Origin of the sequence: Lysinibacillus sp. NPDC056185 (genome assembly GCF_047737915.1) — a bacterium.
GTDB lineage: Bacteria > Bacillota > Bacilli > Bacillales_A > Planococcaceae > Lysinibacillus.
Genome location: NZ_JBLLLQ010000013.1, coordinates 67,162 through 89,889, shown reverse-complemented (window position 1 = coordinate 89,889; position 22,728 = coordinate 67,162). Strand labels below are relative to the sequence as shown.

Annotated in this window: 21 protein-coding genes; 5 read left to right on the top strand and 16 right to left on the bottom strand. The window is 39.1% G+C overall.

Features of this window, described 5'->3' with window-relative positions; all coding sequences use genetic code 11:
• Window positions 1-55 precede the first annotated feature (55 nt).
• The 4 genes from cysC to ACMZ42_RS14215 all read right to left on the bottom strand — a co-directional run bounded on the left by cysC (window position 56) and on the right by ACMZ42_RS14215 (window position 3,950).
• Window positions 56-652, bottom strand: a complete 597-nt coding sequence (cysC, locus tag ACMZ42_RS14230; RefSeq protein ID WP_415731847.1) for an adenylyl-sulfate kinase — start codon at window positions 650-652, stop codon at window positions 56-58.
• Window positions 649-1,788 (bottom strand): sulfate adenylyltransferase, encoded by a 1,140-nt coding sequence (gene sat, locus ACMZ42_RS14225; RefSeq protein ID WP_415731846.1) that lies wholly within the window; start codon window positions 1,786-1,788, stop codon window positions 649-651. Before sat ends, cysC begins: the two co-directional genes overlap by 4 nt.
• 383 nt (window positions 1,789-2,171) lie before the next feature.
• The gene (locus ACMZ42_RS14220) at window positions 2,172-3,236 is read right to left on the bottom strand and encodes an inorganic phosphate transporter (protein WP_415731845.1); all 1,065 of its coding nucleotides are present in this window, start codon (window positions 3,234-3,236) and stop codon (window positions 2,172-2,174) included.
• Between the two features lie 12 nt (window positions 3,237-3,248).
• The gene (locus ACMZ42_RS14215) at window positions 3,249-3,950 is read right to left on the bottom strand and encodes a phosphoadenylyl-sulfate reductase (protein WP_415731844.1); all 702 of its coding nucleotides are present in this window, start codon (window positions 3,948-3,950) and stop codon (window positions 3,249-3,251) included.
• A gap of 432 nt (window positions 3,951-4,382) precedes the next feature.
• Between ACMZ42_RS14215 and ACMZ42_RS14210 the strand changes: the two genes are divergently transcribed.
• The 4 genes from ACMZ42_RS14210 to ACMZ42_RS14195 are packed head-to-tail and all read left to right on the top strand — an operon-like array spanning window position 4,383 to window position 8,256.
• Window positions 4,383-5,435, top strand: a complete 1,053-nt coding sequence (locus ACMZ42_RS14210; RefSeq protein WP_415731843.1) for a sulfate ABC transporter substrate-binding protein — start codon at window positions 4,383-4,385, stop codon at window positions 5,433-5,435.
• A gap of 15 nt (window positions 5,436-5,450) precedes the next feature.
• Window positions 5,451-6,284, top strand: a complete 834-nt coding sequence (gene cysT / locus ACMZ42_RS14205; RefSeq protein ID WP_415731842.1) for a sulfate ABC transporter permease subunit CysT — start codon at window positions 5,451-5,453, stop codon at window positions 6,282-6,284.
• A gap of 9 nt (window positions 6,285-6,293) precedes the next feature.
• The gene (gene cysW, locus ACMZ42_RS14200) at window positions 6,294-7,169 is read left to right on the top strand and encodes a sulfate ABC transporter permease subunit CysW (RefSeq protein WP_415731841.1); all 876 of its coding nucleotides are present in this window, start codon (window positions 6,294-6,296) and stop codon (window positions 7,167-7,169) included.
• A gap of 16 nt (window positions 7,170-7,185) precedes the next feature.
• Window positions 7,186-8,256 (top strand): sulfate/molybdate ABC transporter ATP-binding protein, encoded by a 1,071-nt coding sequence (locus ACMZ42_RS14195; protein WP_402869270.1) that lies wholly within the window; start codon window positions 7,186-7,188, stop codon window positions 8,254-8,256.
• 247 nt (window positions 8,257-8,503) lie between these two features.
• Here ACMZ42_RS14195 and cysI read toward each other — a convergent pair whose 3' ends face one another.
• The 7 genes from cysI to ACMZ42_RS14160 all read right to left on the bottom strand — a co-directional run bounded on the left by cysI (window position 8,504) and on the right by ACMZ42_RS14160 (window position 15,829).
• Entirely contained in the window at window positions 8,504-10,225 is a 1,722-nt protein-coding gene (gene cysI, locus ACMZ42_RS14190) for an assimilatory sulfite reductase (NADPH) hemoprotein subunit (protein WP_402869272.1), read from the bottom strand.
• A 17-nt stretch (window positions 10,226-10,242) separates the two neighbouring features.
• Entirely contained in the window at window positions 10,243-12,030 is a 1,788-nt protein-coding gene (locus ACMZ42_RS14185) for an assimilatory sulfite reductase (NADPH) flavoprotein subunit (protein ID WP_415731840.1), read from the bottom strand.
• Between the two features lie 63 nt (window positions 12,031-12,093).
• The gene (locus tag ACMZ42_RS14180; RefSeq protein WP_370042262.1) at window positions 12,094-12,243 is read right to left on the bottom strand and encodes a YezD family protein; all 150 of its coding nucleotides are present in this window, start codon (window positions 12,241-12,243) and stop codon (window positions 12,094-12,096) included.
• Window positions 12,243-12,983 (bottom strand): sirohydrochlorin chelatase, encoded by a 741-nt coding sequence (locus tag ACMZ42_RS14175; RefSeq protein ID WP_415731839.1) that lies wholly within the window; start codon window positions 12,981-12,983, stop codon window positions 12,243-12,245. The genes ACMZ42_RS14180 and ACMZ42_RS14175 overlap by 1 nt, the downstream gene beginning before the upstream one ends.
• A 12-nt stretch (window positions 12,984-12,995) precedes the next feature.
• The gene (gene cobA / locus ACMZ42_RS14170; protein ID WP_415731838.1) at window positions 12,996-13,772 is read right to left on the bottom strand and encodes a uroporphyrinogen-III C-methyltransferase; all 777 of its coding nucleotides are present in this window, start codon (window positions 13,770-13,772) and stop codon (window positions 12,996-12,998) included.
• A 270-nt stretch (window positions 13,773-14,042) separates the two neighbouring features.
• Window positions 14,043-14,252 (bottom strand): hypothetical protein, encoded by a 210-nt coding sequence (locus ACMZ42_RS14165; protein WP_370078055.1) that lies wholly within the window; start codon window positions 14,250-14,252, stop codon window positions 14,043-14,045.
• 68 nt (window positions 14,253-14,320) lie between these two features.
• Window positions 14,321-15,829 (bottom strand): leucyl aminopeptidase, encoded by a 1,509-nt coding sequence (locus ACMZ42_RS14160; RefSeq protein WP_415731837.1) that lies wholly within the window; start codon window positions 15,827-15,829, stop codon window positions 14,321-14,323.
• 114 nt (window positions 15,830-15,943) lie between these two features.
• Between ACMZ42_RS14160 and ACMZ42_RS14155 the strand changes: the two genes are divergently transcribed.
• Window positions 15,944-16,426 (top strand): divergent PAP2 family protein, encoded by a 483-nt coding sequence (locus tag ACMZ42_RS14155; protein WP_370078059.1) that lies wholly within the window; start codon window positions 15,944-15,946, stop codon window positions 16,424-16,426.
• Window positions 16,427-16,683: 257 nt separating this feature from the next.
• Here ACMZ42_RS14155 and ACMZ42_RS14150 read toward each other — a convergent pair whose 3' ends face one another.
• The 5 genes from ACMZ42_RS14150 to ACMZ42_RS14130 all read right to left on the bottom strand — a co-directional run bounded on the left by ACMZ42_RS14150 (window position 16,684) and on the right by ACMZ42_RS14130 (window position 22,598).
• On the bottom strand, window positions 16,684-17,013 hold the full coding sequence (locus ACMZ42_RS14150) for a YuiB family protein (protein ID WP_370078061.1): 330 nt from the start codon (window positions 17,011-17,013) through the stop codon (window positions 16,684-16,686).
• 649 nt (window positions 17,014-17,662) lie between these two features.
• Window positions 17,663-19,456: a carbon starvation protein A gene (locus ACMZ42_RS14145; protein ID WP_370078063.1), complete on the bottom strand. Its 1,794-nt coding sequence runs from the start codon at window positions 19,454-19,456 to the stop codon at window positions 17,663-17,665.
• A gap of 118 nt (window positions 19,457-19,574) precedes the next feature.
• The gene (locus ACMZ42_RS14140) at window positions 19,575-20,321 is read right to left on the bottom strand and encodes a LytR/AlgR family response regulator transcription factor (protein ID WP_415731836.1); all 747 of its coding nucleotides are present in this window, start codon (window positions 20,319-20,321) and stop codon (window positions 19,575-19,577) included.
• Between the two features lie 4 nt (window positions 20,322-20,325).
• Complete coding sequence (locus tag ACMZ42_RS14135; RefSeq protein ID WP_415731871.1) at window positions 20,326-22,077, bottom strand: LytS/YhcK type 5TM receptor domain-containing protein; 1,752 nt, start codon at window positions 22,075-22,077, stop codon at window positions 20,326-20,328.
• A 23-nt stretch (window positions 22,078-22,100) separates the two neighbouring features.
• On the bottom strand, window positions 22,101-22,598 hold the full coding sequence (locus ACMZ42_RS14130) for an NUDIX hydrolase (RefSeq protein ID WP_370078067.1): 498 nt from the start codon (window positions 22,596-22,598) through the stop codon (window positions 22,101-22,103).
• Window positions 22,599-22,728: the final 130 nt, after the last annotated feature.

The window sequence follows — 22,728 nt, the reverse complement described above, 5'->3', positions numbered from 1 at the left end:
AGAAGTTAAAAAAATCTGCTCATCATAAGTAAGCAGATTCTTTAAGAAAACAGATTTAGTATATATATCCTTTTAAAGTTAATATGTCTGTGAGCTGTTCTACGCATTCTTCGATAGAATTGCGTTCTGTGTCTAAAATAATTTCTGGGTTTTCCGGTTCTTCATAGGGTGCACTAATCCCAGTAAAGTTAGCGATTTCTGCATTACGTGCTTTTTTATAAAGACCTTTTGGATCACGCTTTTCACATGTTTCAACAGAACACTTCACATAGACCTCTATAAATTCCCCTGTTTCCACAAGCTCACGGACAACTTGACGATCTTCTCGATAAGGTGAAATAAAAGCAGTTAGAACAATTTGTCCATTTTCCACAAAAAGCTTAGATACCTCTCCAATACGCCGTATATTTTCTTTACGGCTTGTTTCGTCGAATCCTAAATCCTTATTTAAGCCATGGCGAACATTATCACCATCTAAGACAAATGCTTGATTGCCCCGTTCAAAGAGTCGGCGCGCGAAGGCATTCGCCACAGAAGATTTTCCTGATGCTGATAAACCAGTGAACCATAAAATAAAGCTTTGATGCTTGTTTTGTGTACGACGCTCCTCTTTCGTAATGGACGCTTCATGCCAAACGATGTTTGAACTCACTTTAAAACCTCCTTACGCATCCCTTTAATTAGTACATCCACAACCTCTTTACGACTAAATGTACTTGGTGGTACTTCGCCATTACGTAACATTTCACGAACCTTAGTACCCGATAAAATAACATGTGCTGAGCTATCATGTGCACAAGTTTTTGTCGTTGCCATGCCTTCACATATGTTGCAATAGAAGCTATGCTCAAATTTTAAAGGAACAATTCCTAATTCATCTTCCGTAAATTGTTCAAAGATTTTTTGTGCATCGTATGTGCCATAGTAATCACCAACACCTGCATGGTCACGCCCAACGATAAAATGCGTACAGCCATAATTTTTTCGTACAAGTGCATGGAAGATAGCTTCCTTTGGCCCTGCATAACGCATTGCAGCTGGAAACACGCCTAATTGCACGCGTTTTTCAGGATAATAATTTTGTAGTAAAACTTCGTAACTTTCCATGCGAATTGCAGCTGAAACATCGTCTGACTTCGTTTCCCCAACTAGCGGATTTAAAAATAATCCATCAATTGTTTCAAGTGCAGCCTTTTGAATATATTCATGTGCTCGATGCACAGGATTCCGTGTTTGGAAGCCAACAATTGTTTTCCAACCCTTTTCAGCAAAAAGCTTTCGTGTTTCAAGCGGATCGAATGAATAGCTAGGAAACTTTTGCTCTAGACGTTTTACTAATGTAATTTTTCCGCCCACATAAATACTTGGACGTTCAAGCAACTTTTTAACACCTGGATGCTGTAAATCTTCCGTGCCGTATATTAACAATGCCTCTTTCCGTTTATTTGGCTCATAAATATCGGCAACTTCAATAACACCATAAACAGCATCACCGAATACTAGTTTTGCCTCATCACCAGGCTGCAATATTGCCGCTACATCCCTTGCTACAGGTAATGTAATCGGAATACTCCATACCACGCCTGACGCTAAACGTGTATGTTCAACAACGGATTCATAATCTTCCTGCGTAAAAAAACCTTCAATTGGACTGTAACCACCGATAGCAATTAACTCTAAATCACTCAGTGCAATGGCATCAAGCTCGATAACTTTATTTATATGCGTTACATCCTTCTCTGGATTAAAGGCTTGCACTAATAGTCCACCATGTGGTTGTAAACTCATCAAAATCTCCTCCTAGTTCTATTGAATTACTCAGTTTTATATTTAAGTGTATTTGCATATTTTATTGATTTTTTGTCTTAGGCAAATTGAGGCTTCTGCAATTGACTGGCTTCCTTTCAAAAGTGATCGGGCATCTCCTCTGATTTGATCGGCTTCCTTTCATAAGTGATCGGGTACACTTCTGATTTGATCGGCTTCCTTTCATAAGTGATCGGGTACACTTCTGATTTGATTGGCTTCCTTTCAAAAGTAATCGGGTACTCCTCTGATTTGATCGGCTTCCTTTCAAAAGTGATCGGCTACTCCTCTGATTTGATCAGCTTCCTTTCAAAAGTGATCGGCATCTCCTCTGATTTGATCAGCTTTCCTCCTCAACCGGATATTTAAATTCCTTCACCCGCATCGTATATTGAGCGCTCTTCTTCACGCATTGTTCGCATTAAGCTAATGACACCCAGTGTTCCAACAATGATACTGCCAATTAATACGATGGCATAGACATCTTTCTCTAAAAAAAGTTGTACTAAAAAATAGGAAATGGCTAAAGAAAGGATTGGCGAGACAATCCAAATACGGATTATTTTTTTCACAATATGCTTATGGAAAATTTGTTTCCCGTCTTTAGCCATCCCCATTCCGATAATCGAAGAGGATGTTACTTGTGTTAATGGTACGGGAAGCCCAAAGATAGAGCTTATACCGACTAGAAATGCACCTGTACTCGATATTAATATTCCTTCTGCCTTTTCAAAGCGCATAATTTTTTTTCCGTTTGTTTCAAGCACACGTTTTCCTAGTAGCACCGCCCCAAGCGCCACAAATGCCCCACCAAGCAATATTCCAGTTGTTACACTCATCATTCCTGCACCAACAAGAGGCCCAATTGCATTTGCTACGTTATTCATCCCTGCTGAAAATGCTTCGAAAAATCCTGCAAACACAAGGAGAATCGTTAATATTGGATGATCTTTTAACAAACCTTTAACTCGTAATTTATACAGCCACTTCCCAAAGACAAATGCAATGACAAACGCTATGATTGGCACTATTACCCAAAACGATATGATGACAAGCAATGATTTAATATATAACACTTTGTAGGCAATCCCTACACCTACAACTGCTCCTACTGTCACTTCACTTGTTGATAACGGAATGCCTAAAAGATTGGCGAGAAATAGTGAGCTTGTCGCAGAAACCAATATAATAATGACAATCTTTACTGTAATGTACTCCTGCGGCATTATGCCGGAGCTGATTGTTTTTACTACCTCTCCACCTCCAAGAACTGCCCCAGAAAAAACTCCTACTGAGCAAATGAACAATGCTTGCCAAGCTTTTTTGATGGCACCTGCTCCGTAAGCAACTCCCATTGAGGCTGCCGCTCCACTAGCACCTATATTCATCGCAAAAAATAAACTAATCGCTATTGCTACATATTCAAGCATGGCAAAACTCCTTTACTCATGTAATCCACACTCAGTTTTACCAGACCCCTGCCATCTACCTGAACGCAAATCATCCATTGTAAATGCTGGTTTTGTACAATGCTCACAGCCAATGCTTGGATAGCCTTTATCATGTAAAGGATTGTACGGCAAATTATGCTTTGAAACATACCGCCAGATATCCTTCCATGACCAATGAATGAGTGGACAAATTTTAATGGATTTAAATTTATCGTCATGATTGATAAAGTTCATATTTTGTCGGGTTGGTGATTGTTCACGTCGTAAGCCTGAAATCCAAGCCTTTGCTCCAGCTAACGCTTCATGTAACGGCACAATCTTGCGAATTTCGCAGCATTTATTTGGGTTAGACTTCCATAATTCATTACCAAATTCTATTGCCTGTTGTTCGAGTGTCAGTGCAGGTTTTTGCATAATAATGTTAAGCTGCGGATATTTTTCTTTTACTTTATCAATTGTTTCATATGTTTCCTTAAAATGAACATCTGTATCTAAAAAGATAATCGTAGCATTAGGCTTCACCTTTGAAATAAGGTCAATCAAGACAATTCCCTCAATCCCAAAGCTACATGCATAGACGATATCCTCACCATATTCAGCATAACTCCACTGTAAAACCTCCAATGCACCCTTATACGTTTCGTCTACCTGAAAATTCAATGTTGGCTCATGCCAAGTTGCATATGTTAGCATATAATCCCCCTCATAACGAAAAAGAGGCGTTCTAACGAAAGACATATATAGATATGTCTTTGTTAAAACGCCTCTAGTTTTACTAGCCAGCTTATTAGTTTATTATGTAATGATTGTTCACCAGTATTGCCTACCCCGTTCTACAATCATTTTTCTTATTACCCAATATATACTAAAGTACACCTAGTAGTCAACTAGGCTTTTGTAAAAATTCATTTCAATGAGTCCAAATTTTTTATCCCGGTCAAAAGTAATATCTTTAATTCCATGTTGACTAATAGGAAATATATGTTTAATGTATAACTAAGCTTTGAACCAAACCAATATAAAATGCTGATCAGAGGATCTGAAGGCCATCTACTTATGACGATTATAAATCGTATTGGTAGATGGCCTTTTGTTTCTCTAGACAAAAAAGGAGCGATATATTTTATGAAAAAAAGAAAACAACTTTTCCAATCGTTAGCATTGATATCTGCATTAACGCTGACATTAACAGGTTGTGGTAGTAGCTCTTCGGAAAAAGATACAGGTGCTCAGGATACCAAAAAACCTGTAGAACTATTAAATGTATCTTATGATCCAACACGTGAGCTTTACGAGGAGTTCAACAAAGATTTTATAAAAAAATGGAAGGATGAAACCGGTCAAGATGTAACGATAAAACAATCACATGGTGGCTCTGGTAAACAAGGTCGAGCTGTAATCGATGGTCTGAAGGCTGATGTTGTGACACTAGCACTAGCTTACGATATTGATGAGATTGCACAAGCTCGAGGCCTATTAAAAAAAGATTGGCAAACAAAATTTGAAAATAACTCTACACCTTATACATCGACTATTGTCTTTTTAGTACGCAAAGGCAATCCAAAGGGTATTAAAGACTGGGATGATTTAATAAAAGACGATGTATCTGTCATCACACCAAACCCTAAAACATCTGGTGGTGCACGGTGGAATTATTTAGCCGCTTGGGCCTATGCAGGGAAATTATATAACAATGATGAGGCAAAAATAAAAGAATTTATGAAAGCTCTATATAGCAATGTGGAGGTGCTGGATTCTGGTGCACGCGGCGCTACAACAACTTTTGTTGAACGTAAAATTGGTGACGTTTTAATTGCATGGGAAAATGAAGCCTATTTATCGCTTAATGAATTGGGTGAGGATGAGTTTGACATCATTACACCTTCTTTAAGTATTTTAGCTGAGCCTCCTGTGGCAATTGTTGACAAAATCGTTGATAAAAAAGGTACACGCGAAGTAGCAGAGGCTTATTTAAAGCATTTATATAGTAAGCGGGGTCAAGAAATTGCTGCTAAAAATTACTATCGACCACGAGATGAAAAAATTCTAGCAAAATATCAAGAGCAATTCCCAAAACTTGAACTTGTTTCAATCGATGATTTCGGTGGCTGGGCAGAAGCACAAGCAAAACATTTTAAAGATGGTGGTACATTCGACGAAATTTATGTACCTCAATAAGGAGAACTATCTATTATGAGTAGTTTAACTGTTAATAAGAAAACACGCCGCATTATCCCTGGCTTTCACCTTTCTCTTGGCTATACCATGTTATATGTTAGCTTGCTAGTCTTATTGCCACTATCGATGATTTTTATTCATACAATGTCTCTAAACTGGACAGAGTTTGTTAATATTGTGACCGACCCTCGTGCTGTTGCTTCCTATAAGGTAAGCTTCAGTACAGCTCTCGCTGCTGGTTTATTAAATGTTATTTTTGGCACAATCATTGCTTGGGTGCTTGTGCGCTATAGCTTTCCCTTTAAACGAATCATCGATGGGCTTGTCGATTTACCATTTGCTTTACCAACTGCTGTAGCAGGCATTGCCTTAACATCACTCTATGCACCAAATGGTTGGATTGGTCAATTTTTCAATTTTAAAATTGCCTTTACACCACTCGGCATTATCATTGCCCTTACATTTATCGGGCTACCATTTGTCGTTCGTACTGTGCAGCCTGTCTTACACAATATTAGTGCTGAGGTTGAGGAAGCCTCTGCAAGCCTTGGAGCAACTCGTCTACAAACCTTTCGTAAAGTGATTTTTCCAGAGCTTGCTCCTGCCATTTTAACAGGTTTTTCATTAGCATTTGCACGTGCACTAGGAGAGTATGGTTCTGTTGTTTTTATCGCCGGGAATATGCCGATGAAGACTGAAATTACGCCATTAATTATTATGACAAAGCTCGAACAATATGACTACGCTGGTGCAACTGCTATTGCAGTGATCATGCTTGTCACGTCCTTCATCCTATTATTTAGCATTAATTTAATACAATGGTTGGCAAATCGTCGCTTTGTACATTAGGAGGTATTTATGGAACAGTCAACATTTATACAGCAAGTTGCTCCTGAAAAAAATAATGCAGTGACAAAGTCTGCTGCCTTACAAGAGCCTCGCTTTGTCCGATATACGCTAACTTTTATTGCGCTAGCTTTTTTAGCATTGTTCATTGTGCTTCCGCTAGTATCAATTTTTTCCACTGCCTTTCAAAAAGGAGTAGACGTATATGTAGCAGCTATCACACATCCAGATGCATTGGCGGCTATTAAGTTAACCTTAACTGTCGTCGCGATTGCAGTACCAATAAACGCAATCTTTGGAGTTATGGCTGCTTGGGCTTTAACAAAGTTCAACTTTAAAGGGAAAAATCTATTACTTACGATTGTCGATCTTCCTTTTGCAGTATCTCCTGTTATTGCAGGTTTAGTATTTATTTTGTTATTTGGCTCACAGGGACTATTTGGGGATTGGCTATTTGAACATGACATTAACATTGTTTTTGCGCTACCTGGTATTGTCCTAGCTACTGTCTTTGTCACGTTGCCCTTTGTTGCACGGGAGCTTATTCCTCTTATGCAGACACAAGGCACTTCTGAGGAGGAGGCATCCATTTCACTTGGTGCCAATGGTTTTAAAACATTTTGGCATGTGACATTGCCAAATATCAAATGGGGCTTATTGTACGGCCTTACCCTATGTAATGCTCGGGCAATCGGTGAATTTGGTGCCGTTTCTGTTGTATCAGGGCATATTAGAGGGATGACAAATACGATGCCCCTTCATATTGAAATTTTATACAATGAATACCAATTTGCAGCAGCCTTCGCCGTTGCTTCATTGATGAGCGTGATCGCCATTATTACACTTATCGTTAAAGATATTATTGCTTGGAAATCAAAATCTGCCTAAAGGAGGTATTGTCAGCATGAGCATTCAAATTAAAAATGTATCTAAAAAATTCGGTTCCTTTCAAGCTTTAGAAGATGTTTCACTTCATATTCAATCAGGGGAACTGGTTGCCCTTCTCGGCCCATCTGGTTCTGGCAAAACTTCTTTACTACGCGTTATTGCTGGGCTTGAAACGTCAGATGTTGGCGAGATTTTATTTGACGGTCAATCGATGATAGATCGTCATCCAAAGGAGCGAAATGTAGGCTTTGTATTCCAGCATTATGCGCTTTTTCGCCATATGACAGTTTTTGATAATGTCGCTTACGGTCTTAAAGTACGCCCTCGTAAAACAAGACCTTCTAAACTTGAAATTAAGGACAAAGTGATGGAACTTCTACGACTCGTCAAACTAGATAATTTTTCTGATCGTTACCCAACTCAGCTTTCAGGTGGGCAACGTCAGCGTGTTGCACTTGCTAGAGCTCTCGCCGTGGAGCCCAAGGTGCTTTTATTAGATGAACCTTTTGGAGCACTGGATGCTAAGGTACGCAAGGAATTGCGGCGCTGGCTACGAAAGCTTCACGATGATTTTCATATAACAAGCATTTTTGTTACACACGATCAGGAAGAGGCACTTGATGTTGCAGACCGAATTGTCGTGATGAACAACGGCAAGATAGAGCAAATTGGTAGCCCAGACGACGTATACACAAACCCAAAGAGCCCTTTTGTTTATGATTTTTTAGGTAATGTGAATCTCTTTAAAGGACGGTTACATAATGGTAAGCTCCTGCATGGTGAATTTGCGATTGATGTACCTGGCGTACAAGAACATACAGAGGATCATGCAGTAGGCTATGTACGTCCCCATGATATTCATATTGAGAAAACTAACGTACCTGGCACCGTCCCCGTCAAAGTAAGCCATATTCATTTGCTCGGACCTATCGTGCAGATTGAGCTACGTCGTGAAGATATAGATGAATTTTTAGAGGCAGAACTGACTAAAGAACAATTTACTAATCTGCAGCTTAAGGTTGGTGACCATGTATTTGTCAGACCAAAGCAATTAAAAGTCTTTATCCCCGAAGACTTTTCCATTTAAAAAAGCCGTGTAGCAAATTTCTGCTACACGGCTCTTAGTGTTGAAAAACAAAATGATCAAGGAAATATTGTGAAATGTTCTGCCGCTTTAAATGATGATGATTTCCGTTCTAGGCTACTAGTCACACAACTAAGCGTCCAGTCGGAACGGAAATCAACCCCTCATTTTGCCGAAGACCCAGACTTTATTTAATAAGACACAACAACATAAGCCCTGTAGCAAAGAAATTTGCTACAGGGCTACTATTTTATTTATGATGAAAATCTCGTCCGTCGTGAACAGCTGTTACATAGCCAGCACGAATAACAAAATCACCGAAATGCTCGCCATCTTGACGTTCCTTCGCATAGCGCAGAAGGATTGGACGAAGCTCCGCTAAAATCTCCTCTTCACCTATATTTTCGCGATAAATTTTATTGAGACGATTACCAGTAAAGCTCGCCCCTAAATACATATTATATTTTCCTGGACCTTTACCGATAAAGCCAATCTCAGCCATTGCTGCGCGTGAGCAACCATTCGGACAGCCTGACATGCGAATAACGATTTCTGTATCGTTTAAGCCTGCTTCATCGATGATTGTTTCTATTTTTGTAATAAGAGAAGGCAGGTAACGCTCTGCTTCTGCCATGGCTAAACCACATGTTGGTAACGATACGCAAGCAATCGAATTACGACGCAATGCAGAATAGTGTGCACCATCTGTAAGCTTGTATTGCTCAATAATAGCAGCGATTTTTTTCTTCTTTTGCGGCGTTACATTACTAATCATTAAATTTTGGTTTGGCGTTAAGCGGAAATCACCCGTATGCACCTTCGCAATTTCTCGTAATCCTGTTAGTAGCTCATAATTTTCAAAGTCCTTAATACGACCATTTTGAATAAATAATGTATAATGCCATTGGCCTTCTGCACCTTTAATCCAGCCAAACTCATCACCTGTACGATTAAAGGTAAATGGACGAGCCTCTTGAATATCCCAGCCTAGACGACGTGTTAGTTCTTCGTTAAACCATTCAAGTCCTCTAGCATCAATTGTATATTTAAAACGTGCATTTTTACGAACCGAACGATTCCCATAATCGCGCTGAATCGTAATAATTTTCTCCGCTGTTTCCAGTAGTTTATCAGGTGTGATAAAGCCAATTATACGAGCAAGCTGTGGGTATGTTTCATGATCGCCATGTGTCATGCCCATCCCTCCGCCAACTGCTATGTTAAAGCCTATTAACTTATCCTCTTCAACAATTGCAATTAACCCTATATCTTGTGAGAATACGTCCACATCATTACTTGGCGGAACAGCAATACCAATTTTAAATTTACGTGGCAAATATTGCGCACCGTATATAGGTTCAATTTCTTCATCTTGAGTGTCAACTACCTTTTCACCATCTAGCCATAGTTCATGGTAAGCTCGTGTTCTAGGCAGTAAATGCTCACTTAATTTGGCAGACCAATTATAGATTTCCTCATGTAATGCGGATTGATTGGGATTCACATTACACATGACATTACGATTGACATCTCCGCAGGCAGCTAGAGAATCTAATAACACCTCATTAATTTCCTGCATATATTTTTTGACGTTCCATTTTAAAATACCGTGCACTTGGAATGCCTGACGTGTCGTTAATTTTAAGGAGCCGTTACCATACTTTCTCGCCATTTCATCCATTACAAGCCATTGTGCTGGAGTAGCTGCTCCGCCCGGTGTACGTACACGCACCATAAATTGATAGGCAGGCTCAAGCTTTTGACGCTGGCGTTCATTACGAAGATCGCGGTCGTCTTGTAAATAACTACCATGGAACTTCATTAGACGATTATCATCCTCTGGAATACCTGAGCTTAATGGATTGTTCATCGTACGCTCTAATGTCCCGCGTAGATAATTACTGTCGGTTTTAATACGTTCTACATCACTAGGCTTCCCTGGTTGTGGAGGTAGAATAATTTTTCCTGTCATTTGTTATCGCTCCTTTATTAATAGACGTCACGTTGATAGCGTTTCTGCTGTTTTAGCTCTTGAACAAAGGCTTTCGCTTCCTCTGGCGTTTTTTGTCCCTGTTGTTCAATAACGCGAAGTATTGTTGCATCAACATCAGCAGCCATTGATTTTTCATCGCCACAGACGTAAATGATAGCTCCTTGCTCTAGCCATTCATAAAAGGCGACAGCATTTTCCTCAATTTTATGTTGAACATATATTTTTCTATCTGTATCACGTGAAAAGGCGACATGCATTTCACTGAGCGTGCCTGCAGCAAGCCAACGCTGCCAATCCGTTTGATAAAGGAAGTCAGTGACAAAATGTTGATCCCCCAAAATTAGCCACGCTTTTCCTTCGACGCCTAATTCCTCACGCTCCTCCAAAAATGCACGATACGGGGCTACACCTGTGCCAGCACCAATCATAATAATCGGTGTATCCTCATGCTCCGGTAATCTAAAGTTCGGATTTTTATGAACATATATCTTTAATGTATCTCCAATTTGAATATGTTCCGCTACACTTCCGGAGCAAACACCAAGACGTTGTCGTCCATTCGTCTCATAGCTTACTTTCCCAATTGTTAAATGTACTTCTTCACTATTTGCCTTTTGACTACTTGCAATGGAATATAGACGTGCTGGAATTTTACGTAGTAAATCTACAAATTGCTGCGCATCCCATATAAATGGTGCAAAGTCTTGCACAACGTCAAGTAAATCTCTTCCTTTTGCATAGTCCTTCCAGGAATTAGAGTCCTCAAGTAGCTTTGTAAATTGCTCATGGATCGTATAGGCACCAATTTTTTGTAACAACGGCTTTGACAGTACAGTAATTTCTAGCTTTTTTTGTAATGCATCCTTTAATGGTAGCGTTTCTTCGAAGACGGTTACATCCGTTTGTGGATCAAACTGTAGCGCAGTGATTAAAGCATCTACTAGATTTTCATCATTATCTGGTTGAATACCGATACTATCTCCTGGTTCGAAGTGGAAACTTGCACCTTCGATGGATAATTCAATATGGCGTGTTTCTTTGTTTGATCCTCGGCCGTTTAAATTAATGTTTTCAAGTACTTCTGCATAAAACGGATTTTTACGAGAATATGTAGTGTCTCCTTGTACTGTCTGATTTTGTGTAGTAGATGTAGCAGCTAAATCGGTCTGTTGCAACAACTCCTGCTGAACAGCAGAAAACCATTGTGCAGCCGTGTCATCATAATCTACATCACAATCTGTGCGAGGGACGATTAGAGTTGCCCCTAATTTTGCAAGCTGCTCATCAAAATCCTTTCCTGTTTTACAGAAAAATTCATAAGAACTATCTCCTAAGGCTAGTACAGAATAATGAAGATGCTCTAACCTAGGAGCACGCTTACTATGCAAAAAATCGTAGAACTGTATCGCTTGATCAGGCGGATCCCCTTCCCCATGCGTGCTAACAATGAGCAAAAGATTCGTTACCTTTTTAAAATTATTTGGTTTAAACGTTGCTAGCGATGAAATGGTTACGTCGACATCGTTATCTTTCAAGGCTGAGGCATATTTTTCAGCTAACCCCTGACTATTGCCTGTTTGTGAACCATATAAAATCGTCACTGTCTTGGTGCTTGGTTTTACTATCGGCGTTGCTTCTTCGACAACAGCATCAATAGTTGCTAGTGGTGCACTTAAATAGCCGTTTAACCACACCCTCTGTTCTCCTGTTAGTTTAGGAAGCAGCTCATTTAACAGCTTTACCTGCTCCTCATTAAATGGACTATTCACTACTTGCAGTTTCAATCTTGCCACCTCACGTATTCGTATCATTTTCTACTCTTGATATTTTGTCTGACAAAAACATTATTATCGAAGTCGGATTTTTTCCTTCTTTTCAATTTGGACCACATAGGAATTTTGCACAATCAATGTAATCGATCCGTGGTTCACAGTATTTAAAATTTGGCGAACATTATCTAATGCTAGATTTACATTTTCAGTTCTTTTATCTATCATTACAAAACACCTTCCTCGGTAAATTTTAACAATGGATAAATACGTTCCACTAAAACTTTCTTTACATTGTCGTCATAGCCTAAACTTTCACATAACATAACGTTCTTATTCTCATAATCTTGTAATCGCCTTGTTATGCTTTGGTGCAAAACCCCAGTAAACAACAAATACGGCACTATAAATACTTGATTGGTCCTTTTCTTCTCTTGTTGTAACCACTCTTCAAACGTAGGACCCATTCCATATAAAAAACATGTGTCTACGGCTTTATAAGCATATTTATCACGTAATCTTGCCGCAATTTTGGCTAAATCACTCTTTACTTCAGGATCACTACTCCCACGACCTATAAGTAAAACACTTGCATCGTTAGTAGGGCACCTTGCTTCTAAAATTCTAGTCTGTAATGTATCAATTAATAGTTCATGGACACCAAGTGGTTCACCGTATGTAAAACGCACTTGTGGATGCTGTTTTTTTGCTTTTTCAATTTCATTCGGAATATCGTGTTTTGCATGCTGAGCGGCAAGCAATAAAATAGGCACGATCGCTATAGCTGTAGCCCCTTGGTTAATACAGCTTGCTATACCTTCAGCAATTGTCGGCGTCGCGAGTTCTAAAAAACTAATTTCTTGAATCGGTATGTCAATCTCCTGTTGTACACTCTTTAGAAAGGTTACAGCTTGCTCTACTCCTGCCTTTACTCTACTTCCATGAGCGATATATAAAATGGCTTGCATAACCCCACATCCTTACACAGAAATTTCTGCTAACTGTGGCTGTGGAATGTTTTGCTCGAACCATTGAATTGTTTCCCTCAAAGTCACAACTTTCCCTACTACAATTACGCTTGGATTTTGAATATTTTCTCGCTGCACTAGTTCTTCAATATTAGCTAAAGTACCTGTGACTGTTTTTTGTTGAGAAAATGTACCCCAATGAATGAGCGCTATTGGTGTTTCTTGATCACGGCCATACTTAAGTAGCTGCTGACGGATATAGGGAAGGTTACCGACCCCCATATAAATAGCAATCGTATCAATCCCTTTCGCCAGACTTTCCCATCGGATGGCATCATCCTTGCCCTCTCTCATATGTCCAGTAACCACTGCAAAACTTGAGCTTAAGTCACGATGTGTAACAGGAATCCCAGCATAGGCAGGAGCTGCTATCCCTGAAGTAATGCCAGGCACAATTTCAAATGGAATATTATGCTGAGCTAGCACCTCTGCTTCCTCAGCCCCCCTTCCAAACACGAAGGGGTCGCCTCCCTTTAATCTCGTCACAATCAATCCTTGCTGTGCATAGCTGACAAGTGATTGATTAATTTGCTCTTGAATCATGGCGTGCTGCTGCGGTAGCTTACCGCAAAAGATAAGCTTAGCCTCTTGTTTAGCATAGGATAGTAGATTCTTATTAATGAGTCTGTCATACAGGATGACATCAGCACATTCGATACACCGTAATCCTTTTACCGTGATAAGATCAACATCACCAGGACCAGCACCCACTATAAAAACTTTTCCCATTTGATTTCACTCCCCCTTGTCAGATAGAAAAAAAAGACTCAAATCATTCATGGACAGAGCAATGTCTGTGAATAATTTGAGCCTCTAGTTTGCTAGTCAGCTACGTATTTAATTCTTAGTAATATAATAAGAATAATATATAATGTAGTATATTCTGTCAACAGTTTATTTAGTGCCTAGAATATGATATTTATTTTATTTACTTAATTAAAGAAAAAACCAGGTGTCACTTGCTGACATCTGGTTTTTTTGAGATCTATCTTATTTGAATTAAAATCTACGAGGACCTCTAAATGGTGGACCTGGTCTGAAACCTGGTCTGAAACCCGGACCGAAAAACGGCGGTCGGAAAAACGGTGGGCCGAAAAATGGCGGCCCGAAAAATGGTGGTCCAAAAAATGGCGGCCCGAAAAATGGCGGTCGGAAAAACGGCCCACCTACTGGCATAAAGCCTCCTGGAAAACCTCCGAAGAATGTCATAAGCTTCCTCCCTTTTTTTATTCTATCTTATGTAGGAGGATGCATTTATCACATGTCTATTGCCTATTCTATTTTTCTTCTCCCAAACGTTGCACAAAATTTGCTAGTGTACGTACCATTACTCCTGTACCACCTTTTGGACCTAGGTCATGTGCAGCAATCGCATCTGATGTTCCTGCTATATCTAGGTGAATCCATGGTGTGTCACCAACGAACTCTCCAACGAAGCCTCCACCAAAGATCATATGTCCATCACGACCAGGAGAGTTATTTAAATCAGCGACATCTGATTTACGAATTCGTTTTTTATCATTTTCTGTTAAAGGCATGCGCCACACAAATTCATCAGTCTCCTGTGCAGCTTCCATGAAAGCAACAAAGAATTCATCATCATTTGAAAGGGCACCTGTTTTATCCATACCAAGTGCTGTAATTACTCCACCCGTTAACGTTGCAACATCGATCAGGGAAGTCGCTCCTTGTTGTTTAGCATATGTAGTAGCGTCTGCTAATACTAAACGTCCTTCCGCATCGGTATTTAAAACTTCTACTGTCTTACCACTATATGTCGTAATGACATCATCTGGCTTAAATGCTGTGCCAGATACCATATTATCGGTAGAACCAATAACTGCAACGACATTTTTATTAGGACGTAATTCACCGATGATTTTCATGGCACCTAGCACTACTGCTGCACCACCCATATCACCCTTCATGCCTACCATTGCATCTTTTGGCTTTAAGGAGTAGCCACCTGTATCATACGTAACCCCTTTGCCGACAAGGCCAATTGGATCGTCAAAGTCTTCAGTCGCTTTATATTTTAATGTTATTAAACGAGGTTCTTCATGGGAGCCTTGATTGACACATAAAATACCACCCATACCAAGCTCCTCTATTTGTGCTTTATCTAAAATTTCCACTTCAAAATCGTACTCGACTGCAAGGGACTCTGCGTAATTAGCTAAGTCTGTCGCTGTCAGTAAGTTTGGTGGTAAATTAATTAAACTACGTGCTTCATTTACAGCATTTGCATAAATAGCACCAACCTCAAAGCCTGCCACCACTTCATCTAAATCATTAGCAGTAGTCACAATGTGAACAGCGTCAATACGTTTCTCTACTTCATTTGATGTTGTTTTGTAATGAGGAATTGAATAATAACCAAGTCCTGTTCCTTCACCAGCTAAAAAGGCAACATCTGTTACAGTAATCGACTCTGTCGTAAACGACTCAAGCCAAATGGAATATTCTTTAACCTTTAAGGCTCTTAGTTCCTTGCCAAGCGATCCAAATGCTGCACGAACATCGCCTTCTGTTAAGTTTTTTCGCTCATCTAAACCAACAAATAATATGCGTTTAAGATTTGCGTGGCCCTTCAAGAATGGCAATTTCGTTATTTTTTTTAGCTCAGTAGATACATCCCCTGCACTAATCCACATATCAAGGGATTCTCCATAAAATGTTGAAAAGCTTGCCCAATCCTGCATTTGCTCACGATGTTTAGTGACTCCTACTACTAACACTTCAGTCGAAATCGTTTCAAATGTTTTTGCTTCTTTGACAATATGCATGTTAAATTCCTCCATTCACTATTTTATTATACCTAAGTTTCAGAAAACGCGTAATATTTGGCTTTTAGAAAATAATGAATGTTATAATAAAAACAATTATAAGTGAAGGTTGTGATGATTATGAGTTTACTTCAAAATACCCCTTTACTCGTTGCCCTTTTTGCAGTTCTCTTTGCACAGTTTGTAAAAATCCCTATTCATTTTTTTATGACAGGCAAGATTAACTGGGGATTATTTACTTCCACCGGAGGAATGCCTAGCTCCCACTCCGCTTCCGTAACAGGACTAACAACCTCTATTGCCTATGAAACAGGATTAGATTCCCCAATTTTCGCCGTAGCCGCTATGTTTTCATTTATCGTCATGTATGATGCAAGTGGAGTACGCTTCCAGGCAGGTCAGCATGCAGCCGTATTAAATCAACTACGTAAAGACTTTCAAACATTGCTACATGATTTAAAAAAATGGCCACAAATGGATGGGCAAGAAAAAATGGAAGAGCTAAAAACATTGCTAGGCCATAAACGGAGCGAGGTAGTTTTTGGGGCATTAACCGGCATTTTTATCGCCATCATCACATACCAGTTTATTTTGTGAAAACAGACACATCCTCATGTTGAGGCTGTGTTTTTTATTTATCGGAATAATTTTGAGATTTATCGGAAACTTTTCACGTTTTATCGGAATCTTTCGTGATTTTATCGGAATCTTTTCACGTTTTATCGGAAACTTTTCTAGATTTATCGGAAACATTCAAAAAAAAATCAGCAGGTGTATTGACACCCGCTGAAAAGTGACTTAAACCCGCATTCATCTCATCACCTATAGAGGTGGGGGACATTTGCTGAAATAAGTTAAAACATTCGATAACCACTTTTACGCAAATAAATCATGACAATTCCCGCAACAATTGAACCGGCAAAGCCACCAGATAAGATTGAAATATCTACAAACTGCAGTGCTTGCAACTTATCTAAAAGTGCTGGAAATGCGGAACCTGGCTTGAAAAAATAATCTAAAAAGCTTACATCATCGATAATAAAGATAACAACAATTGGATACACTATTGCCATTAACCATGTCATTCGCAGAAGCATATTCAATAAAAATCCAATACCAAAGAACATGACGAAAAATAACAAAATTGAAATAATTAACTGTACTAATGAAACTGGACCATCCATGTATGTATAACCTCCGTTTTCCTCTCATTAGTTTACATGATTACTACAACGCTTTCAATGAACATATCCTTGATTTCGCTTGTTCGTCATATTTAGGGATTGTTACCATAACGTGTGGTTGATTGGCGCTTGAGGGCGTCCGTTGAGCCGCTTCGAGCAACAAATGTTTTTTGCGCGAAAGCGTAGCGCAGCAAAAAGGTTTTATCTGCGCTAAAGCGAGGCGGCAGCGGCAACAGTATGGTGTTGGTACGAAGGCGTTATCACAGGACATGATGGTTTTAGCCTTCGTTCCCCTATGTGCTGTCTCATCTGTGACGCTAATCCCCAAGGAGTCACCCAGTCGGAACGAAAATCAACTGATTCACATGACATACCACTTTTGAGTTTTATCGGAACACCTTTACGTTTTATCGCCCAACTTTTGAATTTTATCGACATCCACCTACCAAAGAGCGAAAAAGATTCATGCATAAAACTGAGTGTGAATTCTTTTACTTTATTATGTCGTTAAGTCCACTCCCATCAACTTATAAATGGCAAACATTTTAACAAATGCCATCCGCTATTTTGATGATAAACCATAATTAAGAAATTAAAAAACTATTGAAAACTAGTATACGACTAATTTTCAATAGTTTCTCGATTTTAATTATGAAGCTGTTTGTGATAATAAATACTTTGGTGACTTCCAAAGCTCTGCCCATTTTTTAAAGGCAGCTATCACAATTATTAAGCCTAAAATTAACATAATAACAGACAATATACCATTTAACATATTGTATCCAGCAGCCGCTGTATTCCAATAAACATTTTTAATCATCCAAAGGCCAGCTGCATTTACAGTGACATATAAATAGGCTAATGGGATAAAGCAAGTTAAGGCGTAGATTCGCTTATCTGCAACTTTTAAGACTATTGTTACACCACATACTAAACCGATTGTTGCCATCAACTGATTCGAAACGCCAAATAATACCCAAATCGAACTGATATCTCCTGAATACAATAAATAGCCCCACATAAAGCATGCAAGTGCACTTGCAAAGATTGTACCTGGAAGCCAATTTGTACGCTTCAACGGTTTGTATACATTGCCGCCAAAATCTTGAATTAAATAACGCGCTACACGTGTCCCAGCATCAATAGCCGTTAAAATAAAGACCGCTTCAAACATGATCACGAATTGATAGAAGTAAGAAGACATTTCAGCAAACCAAGGAATCCCTGTGAAAATATCAGTCATCCCAACTGCTAGCGTTACAGCTCCACCTGTACGTCCTTCTAAATCCATCCCAATACTTTCCGCTAATGCATGTAAATGTACCGGCTCCATTCCTAAAGTAGCAAAGACTGCTGGGGCTGAATTAATCGCAAAATAATCTGCAGGATGAAGAGCCGTTGCTGCGATTAAAGCCATTACCCCTACTAAAGATTCTACGAGCATAGCACCGAAACCAACGATACGAATATCTTCCCAGCGATCAATCATTTTCGGAGTTGTCCCAGAGCCTACAAACGCATGGAAGCCAGAAATAGCCCCACAGGCAATTGTAATGGAGACAAATGGCCATACTGGACCAGCAATTACTGGACCACCACCATGAATAAACTCTGTAATTGGTGGAAATTGAATAACTGGGTTCACGAAAAAGACCCCGATGATTAACGCAATAAATACGCCAATTTTCATGAAACTACTTAAATAATCACGCGGCGCTAATAAGAGCCATACAGGTAATGCCGCCGCAAAGAAAGCATAGATAGGTAGAATAATAGCTAAAGTATTACGATCAAACGTTAAAAAATCACCAAATGCTGTTCCTTGAATCATAGGTCCAACAAATACACCGATCATTAACAAAATAAAACCAACTGTTGACGTAACAATTAAATTTCCTGTTTTACGATAAGCAATACCAACAAGCATCGCTATTGGAATCGTAATCCCTACCGCAAAAGTTCCCCATGGATTTCGCTCCAACGCGCCAAGGACAACCATCGATAGCCCGGCCATTGTAATAGTAATAATGAAAAGCATTGCAAGGCCTGTACAGAATCCTGCAACAGGTCCTAATTCCTTCTTCATTACCTCTGATAACGACTTTCCTCCGTGGCGCATAGAAGCGAATAACACTACCGCATCATGTACTGCACCACCGATAACTGCACCAATTAACAACCAAAGGAGCCCTGGTAAATATCCAAATTGTGCAGCTAAAATAGGCCCAACTAACGGTCCAGCTGCCGCAATCGCAGCAAAATGGTGCCCAAATGTTACCCATTTATTCGTCGGAACATAGTCTTTACCATCCTCCATAGCGTGTGCTGGGGTGGGCGTATCATCTTTTATCTTAAGTACCTTCTTTGTGAAAAATATGCCATACAAACGATAGCTAATCATCAGAACACAAATGGAACCTATTACTATTGTAATAGCATTCATGTTATCACTCCTTTTACGTTTTCCACATCATAGCAAATGAATTAAAAGATTATTCGTAAAATTCACCGAAATGTCAGAATTTTAAGTTGAAAGGGTGTTTTCTACCGTTGAAATGCAGTTATTTTGATAGCTGGAAAATCTTGCGCACATCCTTCATATAAAGCCTGCTGATAGGTATCGAATGTCTATTATGCAAAATCAAATTGTATTTAGAGCTACTCCAAGGCTCCAGCTCTACAATATGTTCTAAATTGACGATAAATGCCCGATGGACACGCACAAAACCTTTTAAAGTGAGCTTTTTCTCCAAAACGGCTAACGACTCTGAAGCAAAATATCTCCCTTTTTCAGTGACAACAATCGTCTTACTATCTTCAGACGTACAATATAAAATTTCTTGTATATTAATAAGTAAGATTCGATCATTTATATAAACTGTTAATTTATCAAGCTTGTCCAATTGTAAATCCTTTAATTTCTCCATCGTTTTAGCCTGCGTCGCTCTTCTTTTCGCCACTAGCTTTTCAATTGCACTTCGTACACGCTCTTGCTCAAATGGTTTCAAAATATAATCAAAGGCGTTCACTTCGAATGCCTGTAATGCATACTCATCATAAGCAGTAGCAAAAATAATTTCAGGTTTAAGTATGCTTTGCTGCAGCTGTTTTGCTAATTCAAGGCCATTATTTACGCCTAGCTGAATATCTAAAAACACACAATCAATCTGCTCAAACTGCGGATTCTGCAGTATGTACTCCAGATTCTCCGATTCTCCAATAATCTGGACTAACTTTGTTTGCTCCAATAAATAGCGCAATTCAGCCCTTGCTAACGGTTCATCATCTACTATATAGACATTTAACATTTCTCTACTCCCATCTTGTGGCTTTTAACGGCAGCTGAATCATAATTTTTGTGCCAACGTCCAGCGTACTTGAAACATGAAAATCCGCCTCAGTTCCATAAATTTCATGAATACGTTGATAAATATTCCATAAAGCTGTCCCTGTCCCTTGCTCGGATTGCATGATCGTTTTGCCAAGCTGTTTAACCTGCTCTTCTCCCATCCCACAGCCATTATCCTCTGTTAACAACAATAGCTTATTATTAATTCGTTGCACCTTCACATCAATTTTGCCTTCCTTACGATTTTTAAAGGCATGATAAATGGCATTTTCAACAAGTGGCTGCAAGGTAAATGGGGGAATTTGCACGTCAAAAAGTGATTCATCTAAGTGAAATTGCACATTATAGCGGTTCGGAAACCTCGTTTGTTCAATCGACAAATACGCCTCCACATGGTCAATTTCATTTTTTAACGGAATCAGCATTTGACGAGCGCCCTGCAAATTACTCCTAAAAAATGTACTAAGCTTTATCAATAATGCTCTAGCTTCATCGGCATCCGTTCGGATCAAACTTGAAATAGTATTGAGACTATTAAAAAAGAAATGAGGATGAACCTGTGCTTGTAGCGCTTTAATTTCGGCATCCTTTAATAGCTTTCTTTGCTGCTCAATTTCAGCATATTCAAGTTGCGATGAAAATAGTCGACTGAGGCCCTCAGCAAGCTCCTTTTTCGCCCCTGTTAATGTAGAAACGTTGATAAAATATAACTTTAAAGTACCTACCGTTTTATGCTGTACTTTTAATGGTAAGACAATCGCAGCACTTAATGGACAATCTTCATGTGGACAATTGATTTCTTTTGCGGACATCGCTGTAATAATACGTCCCTCTACTAATACACGCTTCGTTAAAGCCGTCATTATTTCTTGATGAATAACATGATGGTCCTCACCTACTCCTACATGCGCTAAAATTCCATTTGTATCCGTAATCGCGACTGCATCAACCTCAATCTCTCTTTTAATAATTTCCGCAACCGTTCGGCAGGATTCTTCATTTAACCCTTTACGAAAATGTTCAATTGTTTGTTGGGCAATAGAAAAGGCTTGGTGTGTTTGTAATGCTTTTGTGCGCTCTTCTTCATCAATAAAAGTTTTGATAATAATGAAAAATATCAAAATCCCAAAGGCATTCATAAAAATCATCGGTAGCGCTATTAAAGAAACTAATTGCAAAGCTTGTTCAAACGGCTTTGCCACTATTAAAATAATAATCATTTGTAAAGTCTCTGCACAAATTCCGATAATAACAGCTTTTTTATAGGAGAAGGTTTGACGTATTTTTAATTGCTTACTTAAACTACCAGTAATGAATCCTGCTAGTATTGTCGAAACACCACAGGCAACCGCTGTAAAACCGCCAAGGGTAATACGATGAATCCCTGCAATAATCCCCACGCTAACACCAACAAGTGGTCCACCAAAAATACCTGCAATCGCTACGCCAATTAGCCTCGTATTCGCAATGGCCTCTTCTGCATTAATCGTGCTATGTATCATTTGATTTAAAGGATTGATGGACCCACTTTCGATCTTTATCCCTGTATAGCTGCTAACTATACTTAAAGCACTAAAAATAATTATAAGCCAAACCTTTTCCTTAACCCCTTGATCTTGAAATAACACTCCCCGAAAGAGCCGCCATCTTGACATTAAAAAGGCAAACACAATGATTAGCCCTACTCGCTCTAACATAAACAAAAATAGCTCCATCATAGGTCCCCTCCTCTGTCACTTTATTTTTTAAAGAACAATTTATAAGAGGAATAGCCAAAGACATCTCCTGGATTAATGCCTTCAATCCCTTCTAATTGATGCTTTTCAAATTGGTTAGATGCCATTTCCTTTAACATCACTGATGTCATTTCATCCTCTGCAAGCTCCTTTGGATACATCCATTTCGCTTCTAATAATTCTTTTTCCTGAATACAAATCTTCTGCTGCTCATCCTTCATCCGACAATAAAAAATCGCCATATTATCACTAATGTCACCACGAATCACACCCGTTCGAAAACCAATTAAGCCTGATACGTAGCAATCGATACCCGTTTCTTCTTTTAATTCGCGAACAACAGCTTCATCTACTGTTTCGCCTGCATTGACAAAACCAGCCGGCAATGACCATCTTCCCTTTAATCCGCTATATGCCTTTTTGACAACTAGCCATTGTCCTAACTCATTTACTGTTACCCCTGCAACACCTAACCAAACTTTTCCTCTATCTTTTTTCATAAGCTTCACCCCTATATCACTATTATAACGGCCAATTTTCCATATATAGAAGTATTAAATCAGAATTTTATGGCTACTTCACAATCTCAAAATACACATATACACTAATTTGTAAATATGTTACACTTTA

Bases quoted from the DNA above. Each gene is read 5' to 3' on its own strand.
- sat (WP_415731846.1), bottom strand. From the start codon at position 1,788: ATGAGTTTACAACCACATGGTGGACTATTAGTGCAAGCCTTTAATCCA.
- ACMZ42_RS14220 (WP_415731845.1), bottom strand. From the start codon at position 3,236: ATGCTTGAATATGTAGCAATAGCGATTAGTTTATTTTTTGCGATGAAT.
- ACMZ42_RS14215 (WP_415731844.1), bottom strand. From the start codon at position 3,950: ATGCTAACATATGCAACTTGGCATGAGCCAACATTGAATTTTCAGGTA.
- ACMZ42_RS14210 (WP_415731843.1), top strand. From the start codon at position 4,383: ATGAAAAAAAGAAAACAACTTTTCCAATCGTTAGCATTGATATCTGCA.
- cysT (WP_415731842.1), top strand. From the start codon at position 5,451: ATGAGTAGTTTAACTGTTAATAAGAAAACACGCCGCATTATCCCTGGC.
- cysW (WP_415731841.1), top strand. From the start codon at position 6,294: ATGGAACAGTCAACATTTATACAGCAAGTTGCTCCTGAAAAAAATAAT.
- ACMZ42_RS14195 (WP_402869270.1), top strand. From the start codon at position 7,186: ATGAGCATTCAAATTAAAAATGTATCTAAAAAATTCGGTTCCTTTCAA.
- cysI (WP_402869272.1), bottom strand. From the start codon at position 10,225: ATGACAGGAAAAATTATTCTACCTCCACAACCAGGGAAGCCTAGTGAT.
- ACMZ42_RS14180 (WP_370042262.1), bottom strand. From the start codon at position 12,243: ATGATAGATAAAAGAACTGAAAATGTAAATCTAGCATTAGATAATGTT.
- ACMZ42_RS14175 (WP_415731839.1), bottom strand. From the start codon at position 12,983: ATGCAAGCCATTTTATATATCGCTCATGGAAGTAGAGTAAAGGCAGGA.
- cobA (WP_415731838.1), bottom strand. From the start codon at position 13,772: ATGGGAAAAGTTTTTATAGTGGGTGCTGGTCCTGGTGATGTTGATCTT.
- ACMZ42_RS14165 (WP_370078055.1), bottom strand. From the start codon at position 14,252: ATGACATTCTTCGGAGGTTTTCCAGGAGGCTTTATGCCAGTAGGTGGG.
- ACMZ42_RS14160 (WP_415731837.1), bottom strand. From the start codon at position 15,829: ATGCATATTGTCAAAGAAGCAAAAACATTTGAAACGATTTCGACTGAA.
- ACMZ42_RS14155 (WP_370078059.1), top strand. From the start codon at position 15,944: ATGATTATGAGTTTACTTCAAAATACCCCTTTACTCGTTGCCCTTTTT.
- ACMZ42_RS14150 (WP_370078061.1), bottom strand. From the start codon at position 17,013: ATGGATGGTCCAGTTTCATTAGTACAGTTAATTATTTCAATTTTGTTA.
- ACMZ42_RS14145 (WP_370078063.1), bottom strand. From the start codon at position 19,456: ATGAATGCTATTACAATAGTAATAGGTTCCATTTGTGTTCTGATGATT.
- ACMZ42_RS14140 (WP_415731836.1), bottom strand. From the start codon at position 20,321: ATGTTAAATGTCTATATAGTAGATGATGAACCGTTAGCAAGGGCTGAA.
- ACMZ42_RS14135 (WP_415731871.1), bottom strand. From the start codon at position 22,077: ATGGAGCTATTTTTGTTTATGTTAGAGCGAGTAGGGCTAATCATTGTG.
- ACMZ42_RS14130 (WP_370078067.1), bottom strand. From the start codon at position 22,598: ATGAAAAAAGATAGAGGAAAAGTTTGGTTAGGTGTTGCAGGGGTAACA.